Genomic DNA, 20,839 nt, shown 5'->3' on the forward strand with positions numbered 1-20,839 from the left:
ACCGCCGCCGGATAGGGTGAGCCCGTGGCCCACTACCATCTGGATCTCGCCCGTTCCGCCGCCCAGACCGAGCTGGCCAGCCGCTTGGCCGCCCTGCGGCAGGAGTTCTCGCTGCCCGCAGCGTTCCCACCCGAAGTCCTGGCGGAGGCGGAGCAGGCCGCGGCGAACGCCGTGGACCGCCTTCCGGTCAACGACCGGACGGACCTGCCATTGCTCACCATCGACCCTCCGGGCTCCACGGACCTGGACCAGGCCGTCCACCTGCAGCGCGGCTCCGGCGGTCAGGATGACGGTTTCACCGTCCACTACGCGATCGCCGACGTCCCGGCGTTCATCGCTCCCGGGGGCGCACTGGACGCCGAGACCCTTCGCCGAGGACAGACGGTCTATCTCCCGGACGGGCGGATTCCGCTGCACCCGGAGGTCATCAGTGAGGACACCGGGTCCCTACTGCCCGGCGTGGACCGCGGCGCGTACCTGTGGACGTTCGGCCTGGATCGAACCGGTGCCGTGGTCTCCACCACGGTGGAGCGCGCCCGGGTGCGCAGCCGGGAACAGCTCACCTACCAGGAGGCACAGTGCCGGATCGACGCCGGTGGTGATCCCGGCTCCACGCTGGCCCTGCTCAAGGAGGTCGGGCTCCTGCGGGCGCGGCTGGAGACGGCCCGCGGCGGAGCGAGCCTGCGCCTGCCCGAGCAGGAGATCACCACCACGGACCATGGCTACCAGGTCCTGACCGCCCCTCCGCTGGACGTGGAGGACTGGAATGCCCAGATCTCACTGATGACCGGCATCGCCGCGGCGCACATCATGCTCGAAGGCGGCGTGGGCATCCTGCGCACCATGCCGCCGGCAGACCCGGATGCGGAGTCGACGTTCCGGGCCCGGACGCGGGCCCTCGGACATCCGTGGCCACAGGACCAGCCGTACGGCGAATACCTGCGGGAACTGGACATCACGCGACCACAGGAGCTGGCCATCATGCACGCGGCCACCTCCTTGTTCCGGGGTGCCGGATACACCGCCTTCGACGGCGACACGCCCGAGGTGACCGTCCAGTCCGCGATCGCGTCGCCCTACGCCCACGCCACCGCACCACTGCGGCGGTTGGTGGACCGATTCGTCCTGGCCACCTGCCTGGCCCTGGAGAACGGCGAGGACGTGCCCCTGGGTGTCCGCGGCCTGCTGCCGAGCCTGCCCGCGGCCATGAGGGACTCCTCACTCGTGGCGTCCCGGGCCACCAATGCCGCACTGGACCTGGTCGAGGCGGCGTCCCTGCACGGGATGGAGGGCCAGGAGTTCAACGCCGTGGTCATCTCCGCGCCGAGCTCCGAGCAGGCCGAGAAGGCCCGCAGCCAGGGGCGTCTGCCCTGGGGAGAGATCCAGGTGGAACAGCCCCCGGTCCTGGCCCGCTTCGAGGGCGAGGCCGAGGCCGGGCAGCGCATCCGGGCGGTGCTCGTCACCTCGGACATGGCCAACCGCACCGTGCTGTTCCGGGTGGCCGGCCAGACTCCTCCGCCCCGGCCCGCGGAGGTCCCGGGAGGGGCCCTCGCACCGGATGATCACACGGACCCGGTAGACTGGCCTCATCAAGGATGACCGATCGCATTGTTCATCTGCGTTCACCCTCGTGATTTGACTCTCCGGATCCGGCACGCGCCCCTGAAGGGCCAGCCCGAATCCAGGGCCCATCCCCTCGATGCCGGCCTTGCACCTCCCGCGATCGGCTCCACCATGGACGCACGGCGTCCGGCCGATCCGCGCCACCCCGCAGCTAGCCGAGCTAGCCGGAGCCAGGCGCCGGAGTGCACTGGAACCAGTGCCATCGCGCCGAGCCGCCCTGCCTGAATGACGGGACCGAATTTCCCCATGACTCCTGAACAGAAGATCGCCGCGGACAACGACATCGACACCGAGGACCTGGCCACCTCCGAGATCGAGACGATCGAGGTGGAGGACTCCATCGACATCGCCGAGGCCAACGAGCCCGTGGCGGAGAAGACCTTCGCCGACTTCAAGGTCCGCGCGGACATGGTCGAGGCCCTCGCCGAGAAGGGCATCACGCACCCCTTCCCCATCCAGGCCATGACCCTCCCGGTCGCCCTGGGCGGGCATGACATCATCGGCCAGGCCAAGACCGGCACGGGCAAGACCCTCGGCTTCGGCCTGCCGGCCCTGCAGCGCGTGGTGGGCCCGGGCGAGCCCGGCTTCGACCGGCTCGACTCCCCCGGCGCCCCGCAGGCGTTGATCGTGGCACCGACCCGTGAGTTGGCCAACCAGGTCGCCCAGGACATCACGACCGCCGCATCCAAGCGTTCCGTACGCATCGCCACCATCTATGGCGGTCGTGCCTACGAGCCCCAGATCGAGGAGCTGCAGCGCGGGGTCGAGGTCGTCGTCGGCACCCCCGGCCGCCTCATCGACCTGATGCGCCAGCGTCACCTGAACCTCAAGCTCGTGAAGATCGTGGTGCTGGACGAGGCCGACGAGATGCTGGACCTGGGCTTCCTGCCGGATGTGGAGACGCTGCTCTCCGCCGTCCCGGAGGTCCGCCAGACCATGCTCTTCTCGGCCACCATGCCCGGTCCCGTGGTCGCCATGGCCCGCCGGTACATGACGCAGCCGACCCACATCCGCGCCGCGGACCCCGACGATGAGGGCATCACCAAGAAGGACATCCGCCAGCTGGTCTACCGCGCCCACCACATGGACAAGGACGAGCTCGTCGCCCGAGTCCTGCGCGCAGAGGGCCGCGGCAAGACGATCATCTTCACCCGCACCAAGCGCACCGCCGCGCGCGTCTCGGACGAACTGGCCAAGCGCGGCTTCGCCGCCGGTGCCATCCACGGGGACCTCGGCCAGGGTGCGCGCGAGCAGGCCCTGCGTGCCTTCCGCGGAGACAAGGTCGACGTGCTGGTCGCCACCGACGTGGCCGCCCGCGGCATCGACGTGGACGATGTCACCCACGTGATCAACTTCCAGTGCCCCGAGGACGAGAAGACCTACCTGCACCGCGTGGGCCGCACCGGCCGCGCCGGCAACAAGGGCACCGCCGTGACCTTGGTTGACTGGGAGGACATGCCGCGCTGGGGTCTGATCAACAAGGCCCTCGGACTGGACGTCCCCGAGCCGCCGGAGACCTATTCCTCCTCGAAGCACTTCTTCGAGGACCTGAACATCCCGAAGGGCTCCAAGGGCCGTCTGCCCCGCGACCAGCGCACCAAGTCGGGCCTGGAGAGCGAGACGCTCGAGGACCTCGGCGGTCCCGGCGCGAAGTCGGACAGCCGCGGCGACCGTGGCGGCCGGGGCCGTGGTGACCGCGAGGGCGGGCGCGACGGCGGCCGGTCCGGGCGCGGTGGACGCGGCGGCCGTGATGGTGGTCGCGAGGGCGGCCGGGGCCGCGGACGCTCCGGCGAGGGCCGCGAGCGTTCGGGCGAGGGCCGCGAGCACTCCAGCGAAGACCGCGCGGGCCGCAGCGAGCGCGCCCCGCGCGAGGGCGACTCGGGTGAGACGCGCTCCGCGGGTGCGGGCCGGCGTCGTGGTATCGCAGACGCTTCCGGCGCGGCCTCCGAGGGTGGCGCCACGCGCAGCCGCTCGCGGAGCCGGTCCCGCACGCGCCGCAAGAACGGCAACGTGGTGCAGGGCGGCGCCGGTGGCGAGGCCACCGGCGGTCAGGCACCCTCCGGCGAGTGACCGGCGCTCGACCGTGCACGTGTCCCCGTACGCCGTCACCACAGCATCGTGGCCGGCCACAGCACGGTGACCGCTGTGGATGAGTTCCGGCCGGACGGCCCCAACCTGGTGGTGGGGGCGGAGAACCTCGAGTTCCTGCCCTCACTGCCGGACGGGGCCTTCACCCTGGTCTACCTGGATCCCCCGTTCAACACGGGGCGGACCCAACGGCGCCAGCAGATGTCGATGGTCCGGGCTGCCGCGGAGGAATCGGACCGGGTCGGCTTCGGCGGGCAGAGCTACAAGACCATCAAGGGCGCCCTGGCCTCCTACGACGACGCCTTCGCCGACTACTGGGAGTTCCTCGAGCCCCGGTTGCGCGAGGCCTGGCGGCTCCTGGCCGATGACGGCACCCTCTATCTGCACCTGGACTACCGGGAGGTGCACTACGCCAAGGTCATGCTGGACGCGATCTTCGGCCGGGAGTGCTTCCTCAACGAGATCATCTGGGCCTACGACTTCGGCGGCCGGTCCAAGCGGAGGTGGCCGAGCAAACACGACACGATCCTGGTCTACGTCAAGGACCCCGACGGCTACTGGTTCGACTCCGAGGAGGTCGATCGGGAGCCGTACATGGCACCCGGGCTCGTGACCCCGGAGAAGGTCGCCCGCGGCAAGCTTCCCACCGACGTCTGGTGGCACACGATCGTCTCGCCCACCGGCAAGGAGAAGACCGGCTATCCGACCCAGAAGCCGCTGGGCCTGCTCAAGCGGATGGTGGCGGCGTCCTCCCGCCGGGACGACTGGGTGCTCGACTTCTTCGCCGGCTCCGGCACGCTCGGGGCCGCCGCGGCCGCGCTCCAGCGGCGCTTCGTGCTCGTGGACCAGAACCCCGAGGCCCTCGAGGTCATGCGCCGCCGGCTGGCCGACCACCTCTGAGCACCGGGAGCCTGTCAGAATGGCGTGATGGCCGATCCTGACGCGTTCCACCCCACCCGCCGGAGCCTCCAGCTGAGTGTGAGCGGTGAACAGGCCCGGATCCTCCCGGACGAGTACGACGACGGCTGGGTGCTGGAGATCGGCGGGGCGGTCCAGTCCCATGTCGACCTGCACGACCCCACCCGGATCCGCTATGAGTACCTGCGCCGGGTGGCCAACGTCCTCGACGCCGGCTGGCCGGGCCACCGGCCCCTCCGCATCCTCCACCTCGGCGCGGGTGCGCTCACCCTGCCGCGGTATATCCAGCTGACCCGTCCCGGCTCCGACCAGACGGTGGTGGACCTCGACCGCGAGCTGCCGACGCTGGTCTGCTCCGTCCTGCCCCTGCCGGAGGGGACGGACCTGACCGTGGTCATCGGAGACGCCCGCGCCGAGCTCGCCCGCCTGGAGGGCCAGGAGTTCGATGCCATCGTCCTGGACATCTACACCGCCGTCGACGCCGCCGTGCATCTCACGGGCAGCGAGTTCTACGGTGAGCTGCTGGGTCATCTGACGGAATCCGGAGTGCTGCTGGTGAACATCGGGGATGACACGGGCCTGCGGTTCCTGTCCCGGCAGGCCCAGGCCCTGGAGAGCGCCGCCGCCAGGGCGGGCCTCACCGGGGCCTGGACCCTGGCCGACGCGACGATGCTGGACCGCCTGCAGGCCGGCAACGCGGTCCTGGCGGCCGGCAGCGCTCTCGATGGACAGGACCAGGCGGACCTCCACATCCGGCTACTGGCCGCCGGACCGCATCCGGCAGCGGTGCTGGCCCCGGAGCAGACGGCGGCCCTCGCGGCCCGGATCGGCTAGGTCACAGGTACAGGTACAGGTACAGGTACAGCCACAGGCGCCACCACAGGCAGGGCCAGGGCCAATATCACGGCCGATGTCACGGCCGGATGACCTCCGTGCCCGTGGCCTGCTCCTCCAACCGGGCGACCACCTCGTCAGGAGTCGTGTTCTCACCGATCCGATTGGGCTTGCCGGCACCGTGGTAATCGGAGGAGCCGGTGATGAAGAGGTCGTGCTCCAGGGCGAGGAGCCGCAGGGTGCGCCGGGCCTCGTCCGGGTTGTCCCGGTGGAAGACCTCGACGCCGGCCAGTCCGGCGTCGATCATCTCCCGGAACAGGTCCATGCCGATGACGCGGCCACGCATGGACGCCATGGGGTGGGCGAAGACCGGCACGCCGCCGGCCTCGAGCACCAGCCGCACGGCGTCCACCGGGTCCGGGGCGTAGTGGCCCACGTAGTACGGAGAACGCGGGGTGAGGATCGAGGTGAAGGCGGCCGAGCGGTCCCGGATCACGCCCGCGGTGACCAGGGCGTCGGCGATATGCGGTCGGCCGATCGTGGCGTCCGGGGTGGCGTGGGCCAGCACCATCTCCCACGTGATGGGATAGTCCTCCCCCAGCCGCCTGACCATGCGCTGGGCACGCATGAGCCGGGAGGACCGGGCCCGGCCGATCTCCTCATTGAGTCCGGGCGCCAGCGGATCGTGCAGGTAGGACAGCAGGTGCACGCTGATCCCGGTGTCCGAGACGCAGGAGACCTCCATGCCCGGGATGAACGTCAGGCCCGTCTCCACGGCCGCGTGGGCGGCCTCGGCCCAGCCGGCGGTGGTGTCATGGTCGGTCAGGGCCAGGCCGGTGAGGCCGGCCCCGGCAGCGGCCCGCACCACATCGGCAGGCGGTTCGGTGCCATCCGAGATGTGGGAGTGCGTGTGCAGGTCGAACGGCATGACCCCCAGACTAGCCAACAGCCCCGGGCTCGCGGGGAAGAATGCGGCGATGAGTGGAATGATGGAAACCATGAACGACGAAACACCCCGGCCCACCGACCAGACCACGCCCGCCGACCAGGCCGGCACCGCAGCCGACCAGCCCGTAGAAGACCGCGTGAACAACCGGTCCCAGAAGCCGACTTCGGATGCGTTCAAGCGGTTCATGGGCTCGAACTGGGCCCCCGCCGTGACCACGCCGGTCCTGCCGGATGCCTCGGCCCCGTTCGCCGCCCGGCGCCGCAAGGCCCTGTCCGAGCAGTTCGAGGGCGAGCGGCTCGTCATCCCGGCCGGCGCGCTCAAGGTCCGCTCCAATGACACCGACTACCGTTTCCGCGCCCACTCCGCCTTCGTCCACCTGACCGGCCTGGGCGTGGACCATGAGCCGGAGGCCACCCTCGTCCTGGAGCCGGTGGATCACGGCGCCGGTGACCACGGCGGACACCACGAGGCCACCCTGTACTTCCGCCCCATGGCCGGCCGCGACTCCGAGGAGTTCTACTCCAACGCCCGCACCGGTGAGTTCTGGATCGGCACCCGTCCCACCCTCGGCGGGTTGCAGGCCCGCACCGGGATCCGCACCGCCGACCTGTCCGAACTGGAGGTCGCCGTCACCAAGAACGCCGGTGCCGTGGAGATCGGAGGGGTCCGCATCCGCCTGCTGCGCGGCTCCGACCTGGACGTCGAGGCACTGGTGGACACCTCCCGCATCAACACCGGGGTGGACCTGGAGTTCTCGGACGGCCTGGATGCCCAGCTCACCGAGTTCCTCTCCGAGCTGCGCCTGGTCAAGGACGGCTGGGAGATCGAGGAGCTGCGCGGCTCCGTGGCGGCCACCATCGCCGGCTTCGAGGACATCGTCCGGGTTCTGCCCGCTGCCCGCGGCCATGAACGCGGCGAGCGGATCGTGGAGGGCGCGTTCTTCTCCCGTGCGCGCCTCGAGGGCAACGACCTGGGCTATGACACCATCGCGGCCTCCGGCAACAACGCCACCGTGCTGCACTGGATCCGCAACAACGGTGAGGTGCGTCCCGGGGACCTGATCCTCGTGGACGCCGGCGTGGAGGCGGACTCCCTCTACACGGCCGACATCACCCGCACCCTGCCGGTCGACGGCACGTTCTCGCCGATCCAGCGCACCATCTACCAGGCCGTCCTCGATGCAGCCGACGCCGCCTTCGCCGCGGTGAAGCCCGGCCTGAGGTTCCGGGACGTCCACACCACCGCCATGCAGGTGCTGGCCGAGCGACTGCACGAGTGGGGCCTGTTGCCGGTCTCCGTGGACGAGGCCCTCTCACCCGAGGGCCAGCAGCACCGCCGGTGGATGCCGCACGGCACCAGCCACCACCTGGGCCTGGACGTGCACGACTGCGCGCAGGCCAAGCGCGAGCTCTACCTGGACGCTGAGATCGTCCCGGGCATGGTCTTCACGATCGAGCCCGGCCTGTACTTCAAGAACGAGGACCTGGCGGTGCCGGAGGAGTACCGCGGCATCGGCGTGCGCATCGAGGACGACATCTACGTCACGGACGAGGGCGCCGAGAACCTCTCCGCCGCCCTGCCGCGCACGCCCGACGACGTCGAGGCATGGATGGCCCGGCTCCTCGGCTGACGGACGGTCGGCTGACGGGCCCGTCTGATACGTCAGCCGCGCCGCTCGGGCTCGTCCTGAGCGGTGTCCGGCTGATCGGCCCCGGGCTGATCGGTCTCGGGCTGGTCCACGGCCGCCCGGCGTCCATAGGCCGGCCGTTCGAAGGTGCCCGGCTCGCTCGTGCCGGGTTCCCCCGAACCGGTCTCGCCCGGTGCCGCGGTGCTGTCCTGGTCCTGTTCCGCGGACCCGGTGCCCGACGCCGGCCGGTCACCGCCCGCTGTCGGTACGGCCTCCCCGTCGACGGGACGGCTGGGGTCGGAACGGCGGCCGGAGCCACCGGCACGGCCGTTGCGGCCCGACTTCTGCTGATTCTGCTGGCCCTGCTGGCCCTGCTGGCCGTAGGACGGTGCCTCGAAGGACGCCGCGGCCGGGCCGCCCGGAGCGTTCTTGGCGGCGTTCTCGCTGAGGATGCGTTCCTGGACGACCTTCGCCTCGTCCTCCGGCAGCCGCACCCCGTACTGGGGGCGGCCATCCGGCAGGTCCGGGAAGGTGCCGTTGCGGGAGGGCGCCTCGGTCTCCGGTGCCGACGGCGCCGGTGCGGTGTCCGCGGAGTGGGCGGCCGGCGTCGGGCCCGGGTTGACCGTGGGCTCCTGAGCGGGAGTCTGGCTGACCGGAGGCTGTGGGACGGCGGACTGGTTGGCCGACGGGGCGGGGGTCGGCTCTGCGGTCGTCGGGGCCTGGGCTGGGCGGCCCAGCAGTTGCTTGGCCTGCTGCGCCGTCTCGAACTCGCAGACCACGTCGAAGTTGGAGGGGACCAGCTGTTGGACCGAGTTCACGCCACGGCCCTTGCGCATCGCGTGCCCGATCACGCCGAAGAGGACCCAGATGGCCACGCCGAGGCCCACCGTGTACAGGATCTGGAGTCCGGATCCAGAGGGGTCGATCAGCGTCATCAGGATGCCGAGCATCGCACCGAAGAAGGCACCCTGGATGGCCGAGCGCAGGGCCACGGACGGGTAGGTCAGGCGGTTGCGGATCCGTTCGACGGTGCGCAGGTCGGTGCCGACGACCGACACCGTGCGGACGTCGAACTCCTGCTCGGCCAGCCGGTCCACGACCTTCCGGGCCTCGGCGTAGGTGGGGAAGGACCCCAGCACCTCACCGCGGGGCAAGCCGCTGACCGAGGGGTCGGAGGACGTGGGACCGAAGAGCATGGACATGGGCTCCATTGTGCCGCTGGTTCCGGTGCGGGTCATCACGGCACCCGGGTTCTCCGCCACCGGCGTAAGGAGACGTGAGCAACCGTGGCCGGAGGGCAGGGACCACACCCCGTTCCGGCCGACTAGGCTGAATGGGTGAATGCCCCGAAGATCTTCGTCGCCCGCCTGCTGGGCCTGGACGTGTTCGACCCCCTGGGTGACCGTCTGGGCCGCATGCGTGATGCCGTCGTCATGGAGCGCGGACCGGGTCAGCCGCCGGTCGCCGTCGGGATCGTCATCGAGGTTCCGGGCAAGAAGCGGGTGTTCGTGCCGATGACACGGGTCACCTCCATGGGCGCCGGGCAGATCATCACCACCGGTCTGATCAACCTGCGCCGTTTCGAGCGGCGCGGGGCCGAGCTGATGGTGGCGGCCGATCTCTTCGACCGCCGTGTCACCCTCGCCGATGGCACCGGGCAGGCCGTGCTCGAGGACCTGGGCCTGGAGCAGCAGCGCAACGGTGACTGGCTGGTCAGCGACCTGTATGTCCGGCGGCATGCCGGCCGCAGCGCCTTCGGCCGCGTCCGGGGCGAGCATCTGCTGGTGGGGTGGGGCGAGGCCCGCTGGGCCGCCCGCGAGGAACCACAGGGTGCGTCCAGCTTCGTGGCCGCCCACGAGGACCTCAAGGCCGCGGACCTCGCCGATGTCCTGCACGAGATGACCACGAAGCGCCGTGTTGAGGTGGCCACCGAGCTGCAGGACGGGCGGCTGGCGGACGTGCTCCAGGAGCTCCCGGACGACGATCAGGTGGAGATCATCTCCAACCTGGACATCGAGCGCGCCGCCGACGTGCTCGAGGAGATGGACCCGGACGACGCCGCCGACCTCCTCCACGAACTCTCGGACTCCCAGCAGGAACTGCTCCTGGAGCTCATGGAGCCCGAGGACGCCGACGATGTCCGCCGCCTGATGGAGTACGAGGAGAACACCGCCGGGTCCGTCATGACTCCGGTCCCCGTCATCATGCCGCCCGAGGCCACGGTGGCCGAGGCCCTGGCGAACATCCGCCAGCAGGAGTTCACCCCGGCCATGGCCTCGCTGGTGATCGTGGCCCGGCCGCCCCTGGAGACCCCCACGGGCCGCTACCTCGGCGTCGTGCACTTCCAGCGCCTGCTGCGGTATCCCCCGCCGGAGCCGCTGGGGAACATCCTGGACAAGAACCTCGAGCCGGTCTCCGACCTCATGCCCCTGCCGGTCGTGACCCGTGAACTGGCCACCTACAACCTGACCTGCATCCCCGTGGTCAACGAGCATCACCGGGTGGTAGGCGCCGTCACCGTGGACGACGTGCTGGACCACCTGCTGCCCGACGACTGGCGCAGCATGGACGATCCTGAGGAGGTGTCCTGATGGCGGACAAGAACCCGGAGACCACCGGCCCGCGCCGTACCGGCCTCGACACACCGCTGGGCGCGCGAGGACGCCGCTGGCCCCGGCTGAACCCCAATCCGGACGCGTTCGGCGAGGCCACGGAGGGCTTCGCCCGGTTCATGGGGACACCCCAGTTCCTGCTGTGGATGACCATCTTCTGCGCCGTCTGGCTCGGCTGGAACACCTTCGCCCCGGAGATGTGGCGCTTCGACTCCGCCGCCATCGGCTTCACCGCCCTGACCCTGGTGCTGTCCCTGCAGGCCTCCTACGCCGCTCCCCTGCTGCTGCTGGCGCAGAATCGCCAGGACGACCGGGACAAGGTGTCCCTGCGTGAGGACCGCAACCGCGCCGAACGCAACCTCGCGGACACCGAATACCTGACCCGCGAGCTGGCCGGTCTGCGCATCGCGCTGCAGGACGTGGCCACCCGTGACTTCGTGCGCTCGGAGATGCGCGATGCCGTCGCCGAGATCACCGAGGAGCTCAAGGACGAGGTGCGCGAGAAGATGCGTGCCGAGATCCTGGCCGAGATGGACCAGAATCCCGACGCCGGCCCGGCGCCGAAGCCGTCCGGGTCCAGCCCCCGGAAGCACAAGAAGAAGAAGAACCGGCCCAGCCGCGAAGCCCGCGAACGCATCGAGGGCGACGAGGACGGCCCCCAGACCACCACGTTGGCCATCATGGCCGCCGAGGAGGCAGACCAGCCTGCCTCCTCGGCTGACCGCGATGACTCGCAGGACGAGCCCAAGGACACCCCCTCCGCATGACCGACACCCCCGGCGCATCCGACGCAGCTGGCACCTTCGACACCCCCGAACTGTCCACCGCTCTGGAACGGGCCGCGTGGGCCCGGCTCGGCTCGGTCCTGGACCCGGAGATCCGGCGCCCCGTCACCGAACTGGGCATGGTCGCGTCGATCACCGAGTCAACCGAACCAGCCGAGTCATCAACCGGCACCGGCACCGGCCATCTGACCATCGGCATCCGCCTGACCATCGCCGGCTGCCCCCTCCGGGACACCATCACGCAGGACGTGGAACGGGCACTGGAGGGACTGGACGGATGCACGGGCGCCGAGGTCGTCATGGCCGTCATGACCGCCGAGCAGCGTGCCTCGCTCAAGGAGCTGCTGACCGCCGGCCGCCCGAAGAACCAATTCGAGAAGGGCTCGCTGGCCCGGGTCTATGCGGTCGCCTCCGGCAAGGGGGGCGTCGGCAAGTCCACCGTCACGGCCAACCTCGCCACCGCCCTGGCGGAGCGGGGTCTCTCCGTGGGACTGGTGGACGCTGACATCCATGGCTTCTCCATTCCGGGCCTGCTCGGCACCACGGCCAAGCCGACCCGGGTGGACGAGATGATCCTGCCTCCGGTGGCCCAGGGCGTGAAGGTCATCTCCATCGGCATGTTCCTCGACGCTGACCGGCCGGTCGCCTGGCGTGGGCCCATGCTGCACCGGGCCCTCGAGCAGTTCGTCACGGACGTCTACTGGGGAGACCTCGACGTCCTCTTGGTCGACCTGCCGCCGGGCACCGGGGACATCGCGATCTCTGCCGCCCAGCTGCTGCCGACCTCCGAACTGCTCATCGTCACCACGCCGCAACAGGCGGCGGCACAGGTCGCAGCCCGGGCGGGTGAGCTCGCTGAACAGACAGGCCAGCAGGTCGCCGGTGTCATCGAGAACATGGCGGCCATGACCCTGCCGGACGGCACCGTCCTGGACCTCTTCGGCTCCGGCGGTGGCCAGACCGTCGCGGACCGGCTCACCGGGTCCCTCGGTCAGGCGGTGCCGCTGTTGGGCTCGGTCCCGCTGGACCCCCTGTTGCGCGAGGACGGCGACGGCGGCACCCCGGTGGTCCTGGAACATCCGGACTCCGCGGCGGGCACGGAGCTGCGGCGCATCGCGGCTTCCCTGGCCGTGCGACCGCGCGGTCTCTCCGGCCTGAAGCTGCCGGTCACACCGCGGGACTGATCGAGTCTCCTGCGCGTCCCGGTCGGGTCTCCCGCGCGTCCCGGCTATCTGGCGTCGACGTCGAAGGGTGGTCGGCCTAGGTGGCGTCCACGTCGAAGGGTGCCGGATCGCGCGGGGCAGCCGGCGCAATGGCGGCGCCGGCCGGCTGACCTGCATCTGCATCTGCATCGGCATCTGCACCTGCACCTGCACTTGCACTTGCACTTGCACTTGCACTTGCACTTGCGTCGACACTGCCACTGCCACTGCCGTTGCCACCGCCACCCGCGCTTCCTGCGGAGTGGGTCGTCGATCGGCTGGAGGTCTTGCCGAAGAACAGTGCTCGGGGATCCATGTCCTTGAGGTCCTCGCGCAGCTCATCGCGCTGGGAGCGCACGGAGTCGAGTTCACCCCGGAGACCGCTCCGTCCGCTCCGTGCCACCGTGTGGGATCCACCGGACGGGCCGGAGGCGCCGGCCGCGCCTGAACCCGAGGCCTCCCCGTCCACGGGGTCGGCGAGGGCATCCTTGATGATGCGGCGGGGGTCGTACTGGCGGGGGTCGTACTTCTTCCAGTCGATCTCGTCGAAGTCGGTGCCCGTCTCTTCCCTGAACTGGGTCTTGGCGCCCTCGGCCATTCGCCGCAGGTTCCGTATCCATTCGGTGAGTTTCCGCGCGTACTCGGGGAGCTTCTCCGGTCCGAGGATGAGCACGGCCAGCAGGGCCAGGATGATCAGCTCAGCGCCGTTGATACCGAAGGTCACAAGGCCTCAGCCTACCCGAGCGGCAGGGCGTCGCCGGAGGTGGTCAGGCCGCCCGTCCTGTGCTCGTCCGTCATCTGCCCGTGCCGAACTCGGCAGCGGTCATCGGGTGCCATCCTCGTACTCGTCCATCCAGGGCAGGAGTCGTTCGAAACCCCGGGCCAGGCGGTCCGCAGGCCGTTCGGGCCCTTCTCCCGACTGGACACGGGACTGTTCCGAGATGACCACGAGGGTCATCACCCGCTCTGCCCGGTCCACCGGCAGGTCTGAATCCACCGTGTAGGAGGCGTTGGCGGTCTGCGCCGTGGCCGTCCACGTGCCGTCACCCAGGTCGAGGACGGACATCTCCACGCCGACGGGCAGTCTGCGGGTCTCCCCGGACGCGGCCACGGAGTCGGCCCGGGCTGCGGCGCGGGCGTCCCCGTTCGCCAGTGGACAACCGGGGATCCCGGCGTCCTCGCCCAGCGATCGGCACTCGTGCAGCACCAGGGAGGCCTCTTCACCCTGGAGTGACATCACCACCTCGGCGGTCTCCTCCTCCACGGTCCAACCCGTGGATTCGTGGTGCAGTCCCAGTCCGTTCAAGGAGGGGACGTTCCACCCCAGTCGCCGCAGATCGTTGACCATCTCCGGGGTCAACGCCATGGTCTCGGCCAGGGCGACTCCGGCGGAGACTTTGCCCTCAGCTGGATTGGCGGATGCCGACGGCGACGGGAGGGAGGGGGCCAGCGCCGGACCGCCGATGCCGGCTGGCGAGAGCACCGCGGGATCGCTGGGGTCGTCGGTGGTGCCCGCGCCGGGGTCACCGGTCTCGGAGTCCGCGGCGCCGGCGCTCCCAGCGTTCGGCGACCCGGACGGCGCAGGTGACACGCCGGCGTCGGGATCAGCGGTGGAGGAGTTCACGGAGGCGGACGGCAGAAGGAGGTTCTCCCCGGTCTCCGAGCCGGCGACGGCCTCCGGATCACCCGCGATCCAGGCGGTGGACAACACCGCCACGGCAGCCAGGCCGATGGCCCCCAGTCCCATGACCACCTTCCAGCCGGCCACGCCCTGGCGTTCTTCCAGCACCGGCGGCACGGCGGGACGTGACCCGGTGATGGGTTCCCCGGCGTGAGACGGCCAGGCGTAGGGCGAAGGCGGCACCGCCCACTGGGAGGCCGGAGAGGCCGGATCAGACTGAGACGACGTCGAGGACGCGTTCGACGAGTACGTCGAGGAGGCAGCGGGAAGGGAGGACAAGGATGAGGCGGCCTGCAGGATGCGTTCGCGCTGCTCCACCTCGTGACGGCATGCGTCACACTGCTCGAGATGGAGGGAGATCCGCTCACGGGCGGCCGGGGAGAGGACATCCTCCACATAGGAGTCGAATCGTGCCCGGGGATGGAAGACCGCCATCAGCGCGGGCCCTTCCCTCCGGAGGTGTGTGCGGGGAGCGGCACGAAGGGGGTGGTGCAGGTGGGAATGGTCACTGCAGTCGACTCCTTTCCGTACCCATCCAGTCTGGCCCCTTTTGCTGAGAGGAGCCTGAGCATGGGAGTGTGTCGCTTGAATCGCCGTAGACTGGATTGCCGGTCGGCACCCCCGACTCCCCCGCCGCACGAGAGAATCGAGCACGCCCCATGAAGGCCCTGAGCCCCCACCAGACGGACAAGCATGCCAGCTGGGCATTCGCGGAGTCCCGTCCGGCCGAGGACGACGTGCTCCTGCGGGCCCGGGAACGGTCCTCCGACTTGGGGATCGTGCCCGTCACCGAGGGCACCGCCGCCCTGCTGACCGTCTTGGCCGCCACCCGCTCCCCCTCGACCCTGGTGGAGATCGGCACCGGTGCCGGCGTCTCCGGCATCGCCCTGATGCGCGGTCTCACCCGGGACGCCATGCTGACCACCATCGACCCCGATGCCGAGGCCCTGCGCGCGGCGCGCGAGGGGTTCGCCGAGGGCGGGTTCCCCGCCAACCGCACCCGCATGATCACGGGCCGGGCCCGCACCGTGGTCCCACGGCTCAACAGCAAGGCCTACGACCTGGTGTTCCTCGATGCGGACAAGGCCTCGCTGGTCTTCCACGTGGAGCAGTCAGCCCGGCTGCTGCGTCCCGGGGGCCTGCTGATCGTCAACGACGCCCTCGACGAGGACCGGGTCCCCAAGCCCGCCGTCCGGGAGGCGTCCACCGTGGCCGCCAGGGAGGCCGGCAAGCTGCTGCGGGACGAGGAGACCTGGCATTCCTCGCTGGTCCCCACCGGGTCCGGCGTGCTGTTGGCCGTGCGCCGCTGAACGCCCGCGCTTCCCGCTGAACGCATAGACCCTCACCGTCCGGGCAGGAGAAAGCCCCCGGTTCCACCGCCTTCGAGCCGTGGATCCGGGGGCTTCCTGGTACCGGACGTGCAACGCCGGTCAGGGAGGTCAGGCGTCGGTGACGCCGACGAGGCACTCCTTGAGCGCGTTCGCCTCATCCTTGTTGAGTTCAAGCACCAGGCGGCCGCCGCCGTCGATCGGCACGCGCATGATCAGGCTCCGGCCCTCCTTGGTCACTTCCATGGGACCATCCCCGGTACGAGGCTTCATGGCTGCCATCTGTGTTCCCTTCTCGATGCGGTCCCCCTCGTCACAGCGAGGCCGCAAGAATATACGTGCGGTCGTCAGGGCTAAAGGCATCCCCTGGCGGCCCGCGGAGCGCTTGACACCCCTATTATTCCGGATTCGGCGCGGTGCCGCTAATCACACGACGTCATCTGCACTTTTGCCGGGTATTCTCCCCGCCAGTCGACGCAGCCTCGCGATCTCCGCATCCCGCTCGGCCAGGGCCCCGGACAGTGTCTCGAGCACCTCGTCGACCTGGTCCATGCGGTATCCGCGCAGGCCCGGCGAAAAGCGCAGCGCGTCCACGTCTCCCGCCTCCGGGGCCGGAGGCAGCAGGACCGGCGGAAGGGCGCGCACGGGCTCGGACAGCGGCGCTGCGAACCCTGTCCTGCCCGTGACGGCCAGGGCGAGAAGCCCCACCACGACGACGGCGGCCACCAGGACCAGCACCATGAACACGTTCACTGGGGATCACCCGACGCAAACCCGTGGTCCGCCGTGAGCCGCTGATGGTCCGGGTCCCAGTCCTCCCGGTCGGGCCAACGCCCCCCGGCCACCGTGTTGAGCACCAGGTCCACGGCCTCTTCCGGGGAGTCTGCCAGCTGGAGCAGACTCACGTCGGCGGGATTGACCATGCCGCGCGCGACCAGGCTGTCCCTGATCCAGTCCACCAACGGGCCCCAGAAGTCCCGCCCGAGCAGCACCACCGGAAAGGCGGTGACCTTCCCGGTCTGGACCAGGGTGAGGGCCTCGAACAGCTCGTCCAGGGTGCCCAGGCCACCGGGGACCACCACGAATCCCTGGGAGTACTTCAGGAACATCACCTTGCGCACGAAGAAGTAGCGGAAGTCGACGCCGAGGTCGACCCAGTCGTTCATGCCCTGCTCATGGGGCAGCTCGATACCCAGGCCGACCGACAGCCCGCCGGCCTCCTTGGCGCCGCGGTTGGCCGCCTCCATGGCCCCGGGCCCGCCTCCGGTGACCACGCTGAAACCGGCCTCGGCGAGCCGGCGCCCCACCTCTCGGGCCTGCTCGTACTCGACCGCGCCCGGTCCGGTGCGCGCGGATCCGAACACGGAGATGGCCGGCCCGAGGTCCGCCAGGGCACCGAAACCCTCGACGAACTCTCCTTGGATGCGCAGCACCCGCCACGCGTCCGTGGTGGTGGACTGCCGTTCCGATGAGCGGGGGTCGTCGGAACGCAGCAGTAATTGGTCGAAGGTCGGACCGGCAGCAGCAGCACCGCGCAGGGTTTGAGGGCCGCGCCGGATTCGCGGACCGGAGGCGTCCGCATCGCCGTGATGTGACATGAGCCCAGCCTATCGCCGCACCGGGACTCACGACTCCCGGCCGAATCGCGCAAGAAGTGTTTCAGAACGGCAACGATTGGATTAAATGCACCCTGACGACCACCTCTTGATGATCTGGCCCGATCTTGTCCTATAGTCTCTCCCCTATGACGCAGAGCACACCGGCCCCGACGGATCCCCCCGCAGCCGACTCCACCGCGAAGCGAGCCCTCGTTGAACTCGACAACGTCAACAAGCACTTCGGTTCGTTCCAGGCCCTGAAGGACATCAACCTGACCATCCCCGAGGGGCAGGTGGCGATCGTCATCGGCCCCTCCGGCTCGGGCAAGTCAACGCTCTGCCGCACCATCAACCGCCTCGAGACCATCGATGCGGGCGGCACCATCCGCATCGACGGGAAGCCGCTCCCCGCGGAGGGCAAGGGACTCGCCCAGCTGCGGGCCGACGTCGGGATGGTGTTCCAGTCCTTCAACCTCTTCGCCCACAAATCGATCGTGGAGAACGTGACCCTGGGGCCGATCAAGGTCAAGGGCATCAAGAAGTCTCAGGCCAACGACGAGGCCATGGCGCTGCTGGAACGCGTCGGGGTCGCGCAGCAGGCCAAGAAGATGCCCGCCCAGCTCTCCGGCGGCCAGCAGCAGCGCGTCGCCATCGCCCGGGCACTGGCCATGCGGCCCAAGGTGATGCTCTTCGACGAGCCGACGTCCGCCCTGGACCCCGAGATGGTCCAGGAGGTCCTGGACGTCATGGTCCAGTTGGCCCACGAGGGCATGACCATGGTCGTGGTCACCCACGAGATGGGCTTCGCCCGCAAGGCCGGCGACCGCGTCATCTTCATGGACCAGGGCGCCATCCTCGAGGACACCGATCCGGAATCCTTCTTCATGAATCCGCAGCACCCCCGGGCCAAGGACTTCCTCGGGAAGATCCTCACCCACTGACCCCGTCCCTTACACCGCACTCACACCGCACCCAACCGCTCATCACTCGAGCACCGCTCCTGGAGGAACAATGCGCAAGAAGCTCCTTTCCACCGCCGCCATCGCCGCGTCGGCCGCCCTCGTCCTGTCCGCCTGCTCGCCCTCCGCCGACGACGGCGGCGGCGAGCCGGGCGGCTCCGAGACCGCCGGCGGCGGAGGCGAATCCGTCCGCATCGGCATCAAGTTCGACCAGCCGGGCCTCGGCTTCCGCGAGGGCAGCGGCGACCCGACCGGCTTCGACGTGGACGTGGCCAAGTACGTGGCCACCGAACTGGGCTACACCGAGGACCAGATCGAATGGGTCCAGACCCCCTCTGCCAACCGGGAGAACGCCTTGGAGGGCGGCGAGGTCGACATGATCTTCGCGACCTACTCGATCACCGACGAGCGCGCCGAGCGCGTGGGCTTCGCCGGACCGTACTTCGTGGCCGGCCAGGACCTGCTGGTCCGCGCCGACGACACCGAGATCACCGGCCCGGAGGACCTGGAGGGCAAGAACCTGTGCTCGGTGACCGGCTCCACCTCCGCGCAGACCATCCAGGACGAGTACGCCGAGGGCGTGGAACTGGTGGAGCAGGGCGGCTACGCCGAGTGCGTGACCTACCTCGAGTCCGGCCAGGTGGACGCCGTCACCACCGACGACATCATCCTCGCCGGCCTCGCCGCGACCCCGGAGAACTCGGGCAAGTTCAAGGTCGTGGGCAACGCCTTCACCGTGGAGCGCTACGGCGTCGGCATCCCGCAGGGTTCCGAGGATTGCCAGGCCATCAACGACGCCATCACCAAGATGAAGGACGAGGGCGCCTGGGAAGAGGCCCTGACCGCCAACACCGAGGGCACCGGATACACACCGGACGAGGAGTTGAACAACGGCCCCGAGGCGGAGCTGGAATCCTGCGAGGCCTGATCACCACCATCGCACCGTGATGCGGCGGTGGGCCGGGCACCCGCCCGGCTCGCCGCCGTCGTCCCCCTCAGGCCAGCACCCGCAGCGCACCCCCAGCTGCCGGCCTCCGACTCAGGAAGCTCATGAACGGATTCCTCGAACTCTTCGCCGACTATGACATCCTCGGCGCCTTCTGGATGAACGTCAGGCTGACATTCCTGGCGGCCATCGGCTCCTTCGTCCTCGGCACCATCCTGGCCGTCTTCCGGATCTCTCCCGTCGGCTCCCTCCGCAGTATCGGCACGGCCTATGTGAATACGGTCCGCAACACCCCGTTGACCATCATCATGGTGCTCGGCGTGCTGGCCGTGTGGGGCCAGCTGCAGATCACGTTCTCCTCGGACTTCGACCTGAACTTCTTCACCTACGCCGTGATCTCGTTGATCCTGTACCACGCGGCGTTCGTGTGCGAGGCGATCCGTTCGGGCGTCAACACGGTGCCCCTCGGCCAGGCCGAGGCCGCGCGGGCGATCGGGCTCAGCTTCCTCCCGGCCGCCCGCCTGGTGGTGCTCCCCCAGGCCCTGCGCGGCGCGATCACGCCGCTGGGCAACACGCTCATCGCCCTGACCAAGAACACCACGGTGGCCGCGGCGGCCTCCGTGGCTGAGGCCTCCGGGCTGATGAGGACCATGATCGAGTTCAACCCGGACCTGATGATCTACATCTTCCTCACCATCGCGATCGGATTCTGCATCATCGTGATTCCCATGGGCATCCTGACCACCTGGCTCTCCGACAAATTGGCGGTGGCCCGATGAAGGCACAGGCCTCGGTCCTCTTCGACGCCCCGGGTCCCAGGGCCCGGCGCAATATCCTGATCTCCAATGCGATCGCCCTCGCCGTGGTCCTGGTCGTGGTCGTCCTCGTGCTGATGCAGCTGGACCGGCAGGGTCAGCTGGCCCCCGCCCAGTGGACCAATGCCCTCAACGCCAACGCCTGGACCAACTATTACCTGCCGGGCCTGCAGTTCACCCTGCAGTCCTCCGGCATCGCCGTGGTCACGGCACTCGTCTTCGGGCTGGTCTTCGGCTTCCTGCGGTTGGCGCCGTTCGCCATCATCCGCGGGATCTCCGGTGTCATCGTCGAGTTCTTCCGCGCCGTCCCGGTGCTGGTGATGATGTTCTTCCTGTACTTCTTCTTCTCCCGCGTGGTGGCCCCCACCGGCTTCATCGCCTCAGCGGACGCCGCCTACTACGGCGTGATCGTGGGCCTGACGCTGTACAACGGGGCCGTGATCGCCGAGTTGGTCCGCTCGGGTGTGAAATCCCTGCCCAAGGGCCAGCGCGAGGCGGCGGCGGCCGTCGGCATGACGAACAACCAGTCGTTGCGGCTCGTGGAGGTACCGCAGGCGCTGACCGCCATGCTGCCGTCCCTGCTCAGTCAGTTCGTGGTCATCCTCAAGGACTCCGCCCTGGGCTACCTGATCGGCTTCTACGAACTGCTGCAGTATTCCCGCCAGCTGGGCTCCGGGTACTCGAACATCCTGCAGACGCTGGTGGTGGCGGCGCTGATCTTCATCGTCATCAACTTCATCCTGACCTGGCTGGCAACGAAGCTGGCCGGCAACCTGTCCTCCCGCACCGGTGGAGACACGGCCCCGGCCACCTCCACCACCATGGTGTCCACCATCGAGGTCGCCAAGTAAATCCGCATTAGGTCCGTAGCAGG

The 20,839-nt window shown here is 69.6% G+C and carries 20 protein-coding genes; 13 read left to right on the forward strand and 7 right to left on the reverse strand.

The features are described 5' to 3' along the window. Positions 1 to 24 precede the first annotated feature (24 nt). From ACFFIO_RS05660 to ACFFIO_RS05675, 4 genes are all read left to right on the forward strand, one after another. Positions 25 to 1,599 carry an RNB domain-containing ribonuclease gene (locus ACFFIO_RS05660; protein WP_378040614.1) on the forward strand — a complete coding sequence of 525 codons (1,575 nt, stop codon included), beginning with the start codon at positions 25 to 27 and terminating at the stop codon, positions 1,597 to 1,599. A 270-nt stretch (positions 1,600 to 1,869) separates the two neighbouring features. Continuing rightward, on the forward strand, positions 1,870 to 3,693 hold the full coding sequence (locus ACFFIO_RS05665) for a DEAD/DEAH box helicase (protein WP_378040615.1): 1,824 nt from the start codon (positions 1,870 to 1,872) through the stop codon (positions 3,691 to 3,693). Between the two features lie 48 nt (positions 3,694 to 3,741). Beyond that, positions 3,742 to 4,611 (forward strand): DNA-methyltransferase, encoded by an 870-nt coding sequence (locus ACFFIO_RS05670; protein ID WP_378040616.1) that lies wholly within the window; start codon positions 3,742 to 3,744, stop codon positions 4,609 to 4,611. Positions 4,612 to 4,638: 27 nt separating this feature from the next. Further along, on the forward strand, positions 4,639 to 5,463 hold the full coding sequence (locus tag ACFFIO_RS05675; protein WP_378040617.1) for a spermidine synthase: 825 nt from the start codon (positions 4,639 to 4,641) through the stop codon (positions 5,461 to 5,463). Between the two features lie 79 nt (positions 5,464 to 5,542). On the opposite strand, the gene ACFFIO_RS05680 is transcribed toward ACFFIO_RS05675, so the two are convergent. Continuing rightward, positions 5,543 to 6,391 carry a PHP domain-containing protein gene (locus tag ACFFIO_RS05680; protein ID WP_378040733.1) on the reverse strand — a complete coding sequence of 283 codons (849 nt, stop codon included), beginning with the start codon at positions 6,389 to 6,391 and terminating at the stop codon, positions 5,543 to 5,545. 70 nt (positions 6,392 to 6,461) lie between these two features. On the opposite strand from ACFFIO_RS05680, the gene ACFFIO_RS05685 reads away from it, so the two are divergent. Next, positions 6,462 to 8,042 carry an aminopeptidase P family protein gene (locus tag ACFFIO_RS05685; protein WP_378040618.1) on the forward strand — a complete coding sequence of 527 codons (1,581 nt, stop codon included), beginning with the start codon at positions 6,462 to 6,464 and terminating at the stop codon, positions 8,040 to 8,042. A gap of 32 nt (positions 8,043 to 8,074) precedes the next feature. Here ACFFIO_RS05685 and ACFFIO_RS05690 read toward each other — a convergent pair whose 3' ends face one another. Further along, positions 8,075 to 9,241, reverse strand: a complete 1,167-nt coding sequence (locus ACFFIO_RS05690; protein ID WP_378040619.1) for a general stress protein — start codon at positions 9,239 to 9,241, stop codon at positions 8,075 to 8,077. A 135-nt stretch (positions 9,242 to 9,376) separates the two neighbouring features. Between ACFFIO_RS05690 and ACFFIO_RS05695 the strand changes: the two genes are divergently transcribed. The 3 genes from ACFFIO_RS05695 to ACFFIO_RS05705 are packed head-to-tail and all read left to right on the forward strand — an operon-like array spanning position 9,377 to position 12,620. After that, positions 9,377 to 10,630, forward strand: a complete 1,254-nt coding sequence (locus ACFFIO_RS05695; protein ID WP_378040620.1) for a magnesium transporter MgtE N-terminal domain-containing protein — start codon at positions 9,377 to 9,379, stop codon at positions 10,628 to 10,630. Continuing rightward, on the forward strand, positions 10,630 to 11,418 hold the full coding sequence (locus ACFFIO_RS05700; protein WP_378040621.1) for a DUF1003 domain-containing protein: 789 nt from the start codon (positions 10,630 to 10,632) through the stop codon (positions 11,416 to 11,418). Before ACFFIO_RS05695 ends, ACFFIO_RS05700 begins: the two co-directional genes overlap by 1 nt. After that, the gene (locus tag ACFFIO_RS05705; RefSeq protein ID WP_378040622.1) at positions 11,415 to 12,620 is read left to right on the forward strand and encodes an Mrp/NBP35 family ATP-binding protein; all 1,206 of its coding nucleotides are present in this window, start codon (positions 11,415 to 11,417) and stop codon (positions 12,618 to 12,620) included. The genes ACFFIO_RS05700 and ACFFIO_RS05705 overlap by 4 nt, the downstream gene beginning before the upstream one ends. Positions 12,621 to 12,696: 76 nt before the next feature. Here the strand turns inward: ACFFIO_RS05705 and ACFFIO_RS05710 are convergent, their stop codons facing one another. Both ACFFIO_RS05710 and ACFFIO_RS05715 read right to left on the reverse strand, forming a co-directional pair. Then, complete coding sequence (locus ACFFIO_RS05710) at positions 12,697 to 13,362, reverse strand: twin-arginine translocase TatA/TatE family subunit (protein WP_378040623.1); 666 nt, start codon at positions 13,360 to 13,362, stop codon at positions 12,697 to 12,699. A gap of 99 nt (positions 13,363 to 13,461) precedes the next feature. Continuing rightward, positions 13,462 to 14,754, reverse strand: coding sequence for a zf-HC2 domain-containing protein (locus tag ACFFIO_RS05715; protein WP_378040624.1), 1,293 nt, complete (start codon positions 14,752 to 14,754; stop codon positions 13,462 to 13,464). Between the two features lie 224 nt (positions 14,755 to 14,978). Between ACFFIO_RS05715 and ACFFIO_RS05720 the strand changes: the two genes are divergently transcribed. After that, positions 14,979 to 15,629 carry an O-methyltransferase gene (locus tag ACFFIO_RS05720; protein WP_378040625.1) on the forward strand — a complete coding sequence of 217 codons (651 nt, stop codon included), beginning with the start codon at positions 14,979 to 14,981 and terminating at the stop codon, positions 15,627 to 15,629. A gap of 129 nt (positions 15,630 to 15,758) precedes the next feature. Here the strand turns inward: ACFFIO_RS05720 and ACFFIO_RS05725 are convergent, their stop codons facing one another. From ACFFIO_RS05725 to ACFFIO_RS05735, 3 genes are all read right to left on the reverse strand, one after another. Further along, entirely contained in the window at positions 15,759 to 15,929 is a 171-nt protein-coding gene (locus ACFFIO_RS05725) for a DUF3117 domain-containing protein (RefSeq protein ID WP_159551692.1), read from the reverse strand. Between the two features lie 144 nt (positions 15,930 to 16,073). Beyond that, positions 16,074 to 16,400 carry a DivIVA domain-containing protein gene (locus ACFFIO_RS05730; protein WP_378040626.1) on the reverse strand — a complete coding sequence of 109 codons (327 nt, stop codon included), beginning with the start codon at positions 16,398 to 16,400 and terminating at the stop codon, positions 16,074 to 16,076. Further along, positions 16,397 to 17,245 (reverse strand): LOG family protein, encoded by an 849-nt coding sequence (locus ACFFIO_RS05735; RefSeq protein WP_378040627.1) that lies wholly within the window; start codon positions 17,243 to 17,245, stop codon positions 16,397 to 16,399. Before ACFFIO_RS05735 ends, ACFFIO_RS05730 begins: the two co-directional genes overlap by 4 nt. Positions 17,246 to 17,391: 146 nt before the next feature. Here ACFFIO_RS05735 and ACFFIO_RS05740 point away from each other — a divergent pair, with 146 nt between their 5' ends. From ACFFIO_RS05740 to ACFFIO_RS05755, 4 genes are all read left to right on the forward strand, one after another. Beyond that, the gene (locus ACFFIO_RS05740; protein ID WP_378040628.1) at positions 17,392 to 18,186 is read left to right on the forward strand and encodes an amino acid ABC transporter ATP-binding protein; all 795 of its coding nucleotides are present in this window, start codon (positions 17,392 to 17,394) and stop codon (positions 18,184 to 18,186) included. 70 nt (positions 18,187 to 18,256) lie between these two features. Further along, complete coding sequence (locus ACFFIO_RS05745) at positions 18,257 to 19,132, forward strand: glutamate ABC transporter substrate-binding protein (protein WP_378040629.1); 876 nt, start codon at positions 18,257 to 18,259, stop codon at positions 19,130 to 19,132. Positions 19,133 to 19,254: 122 nt separating this feature from the next. Then, positions 19,255 to 19,929 (forward strand): amino acid ABC transporter permease, encoded by a 675-nt coding sequence (locus tag ACFFIO_RS05750; RefSeq protein ID WP_378040630.1) that lies wholly within the window; start codon positions 19,255 to 19,257, stop codon positions 19,927 to 19,929. Then, positions 19,926 to 20,816, forward strand: coding sequence for an amino acid ABC transporter permease (locus ACFFIO_RS05755; RefSeq protein ID WP_378040631.1), 891 nt, complete (start codon positions 19,926 to 19,928; stop codon positions 20,814 to 20,816). Before ACFFIO_RS05750 ends, ACFFIO_RS05755 begins: the two co-directional genes overlap by 4 nt. Positions 20,817 to 20,839: the final 23 nt, after the last annotated feature.

Source organism: Citricoccus parietis (assembly GCF_042433045.1).
Classification (GTDB): Bacteria; Actinomycetota; Actinomycetes; order Actinomycetales; family Micrococcaceae; genus Citricoccus; species Citricoccus parietis.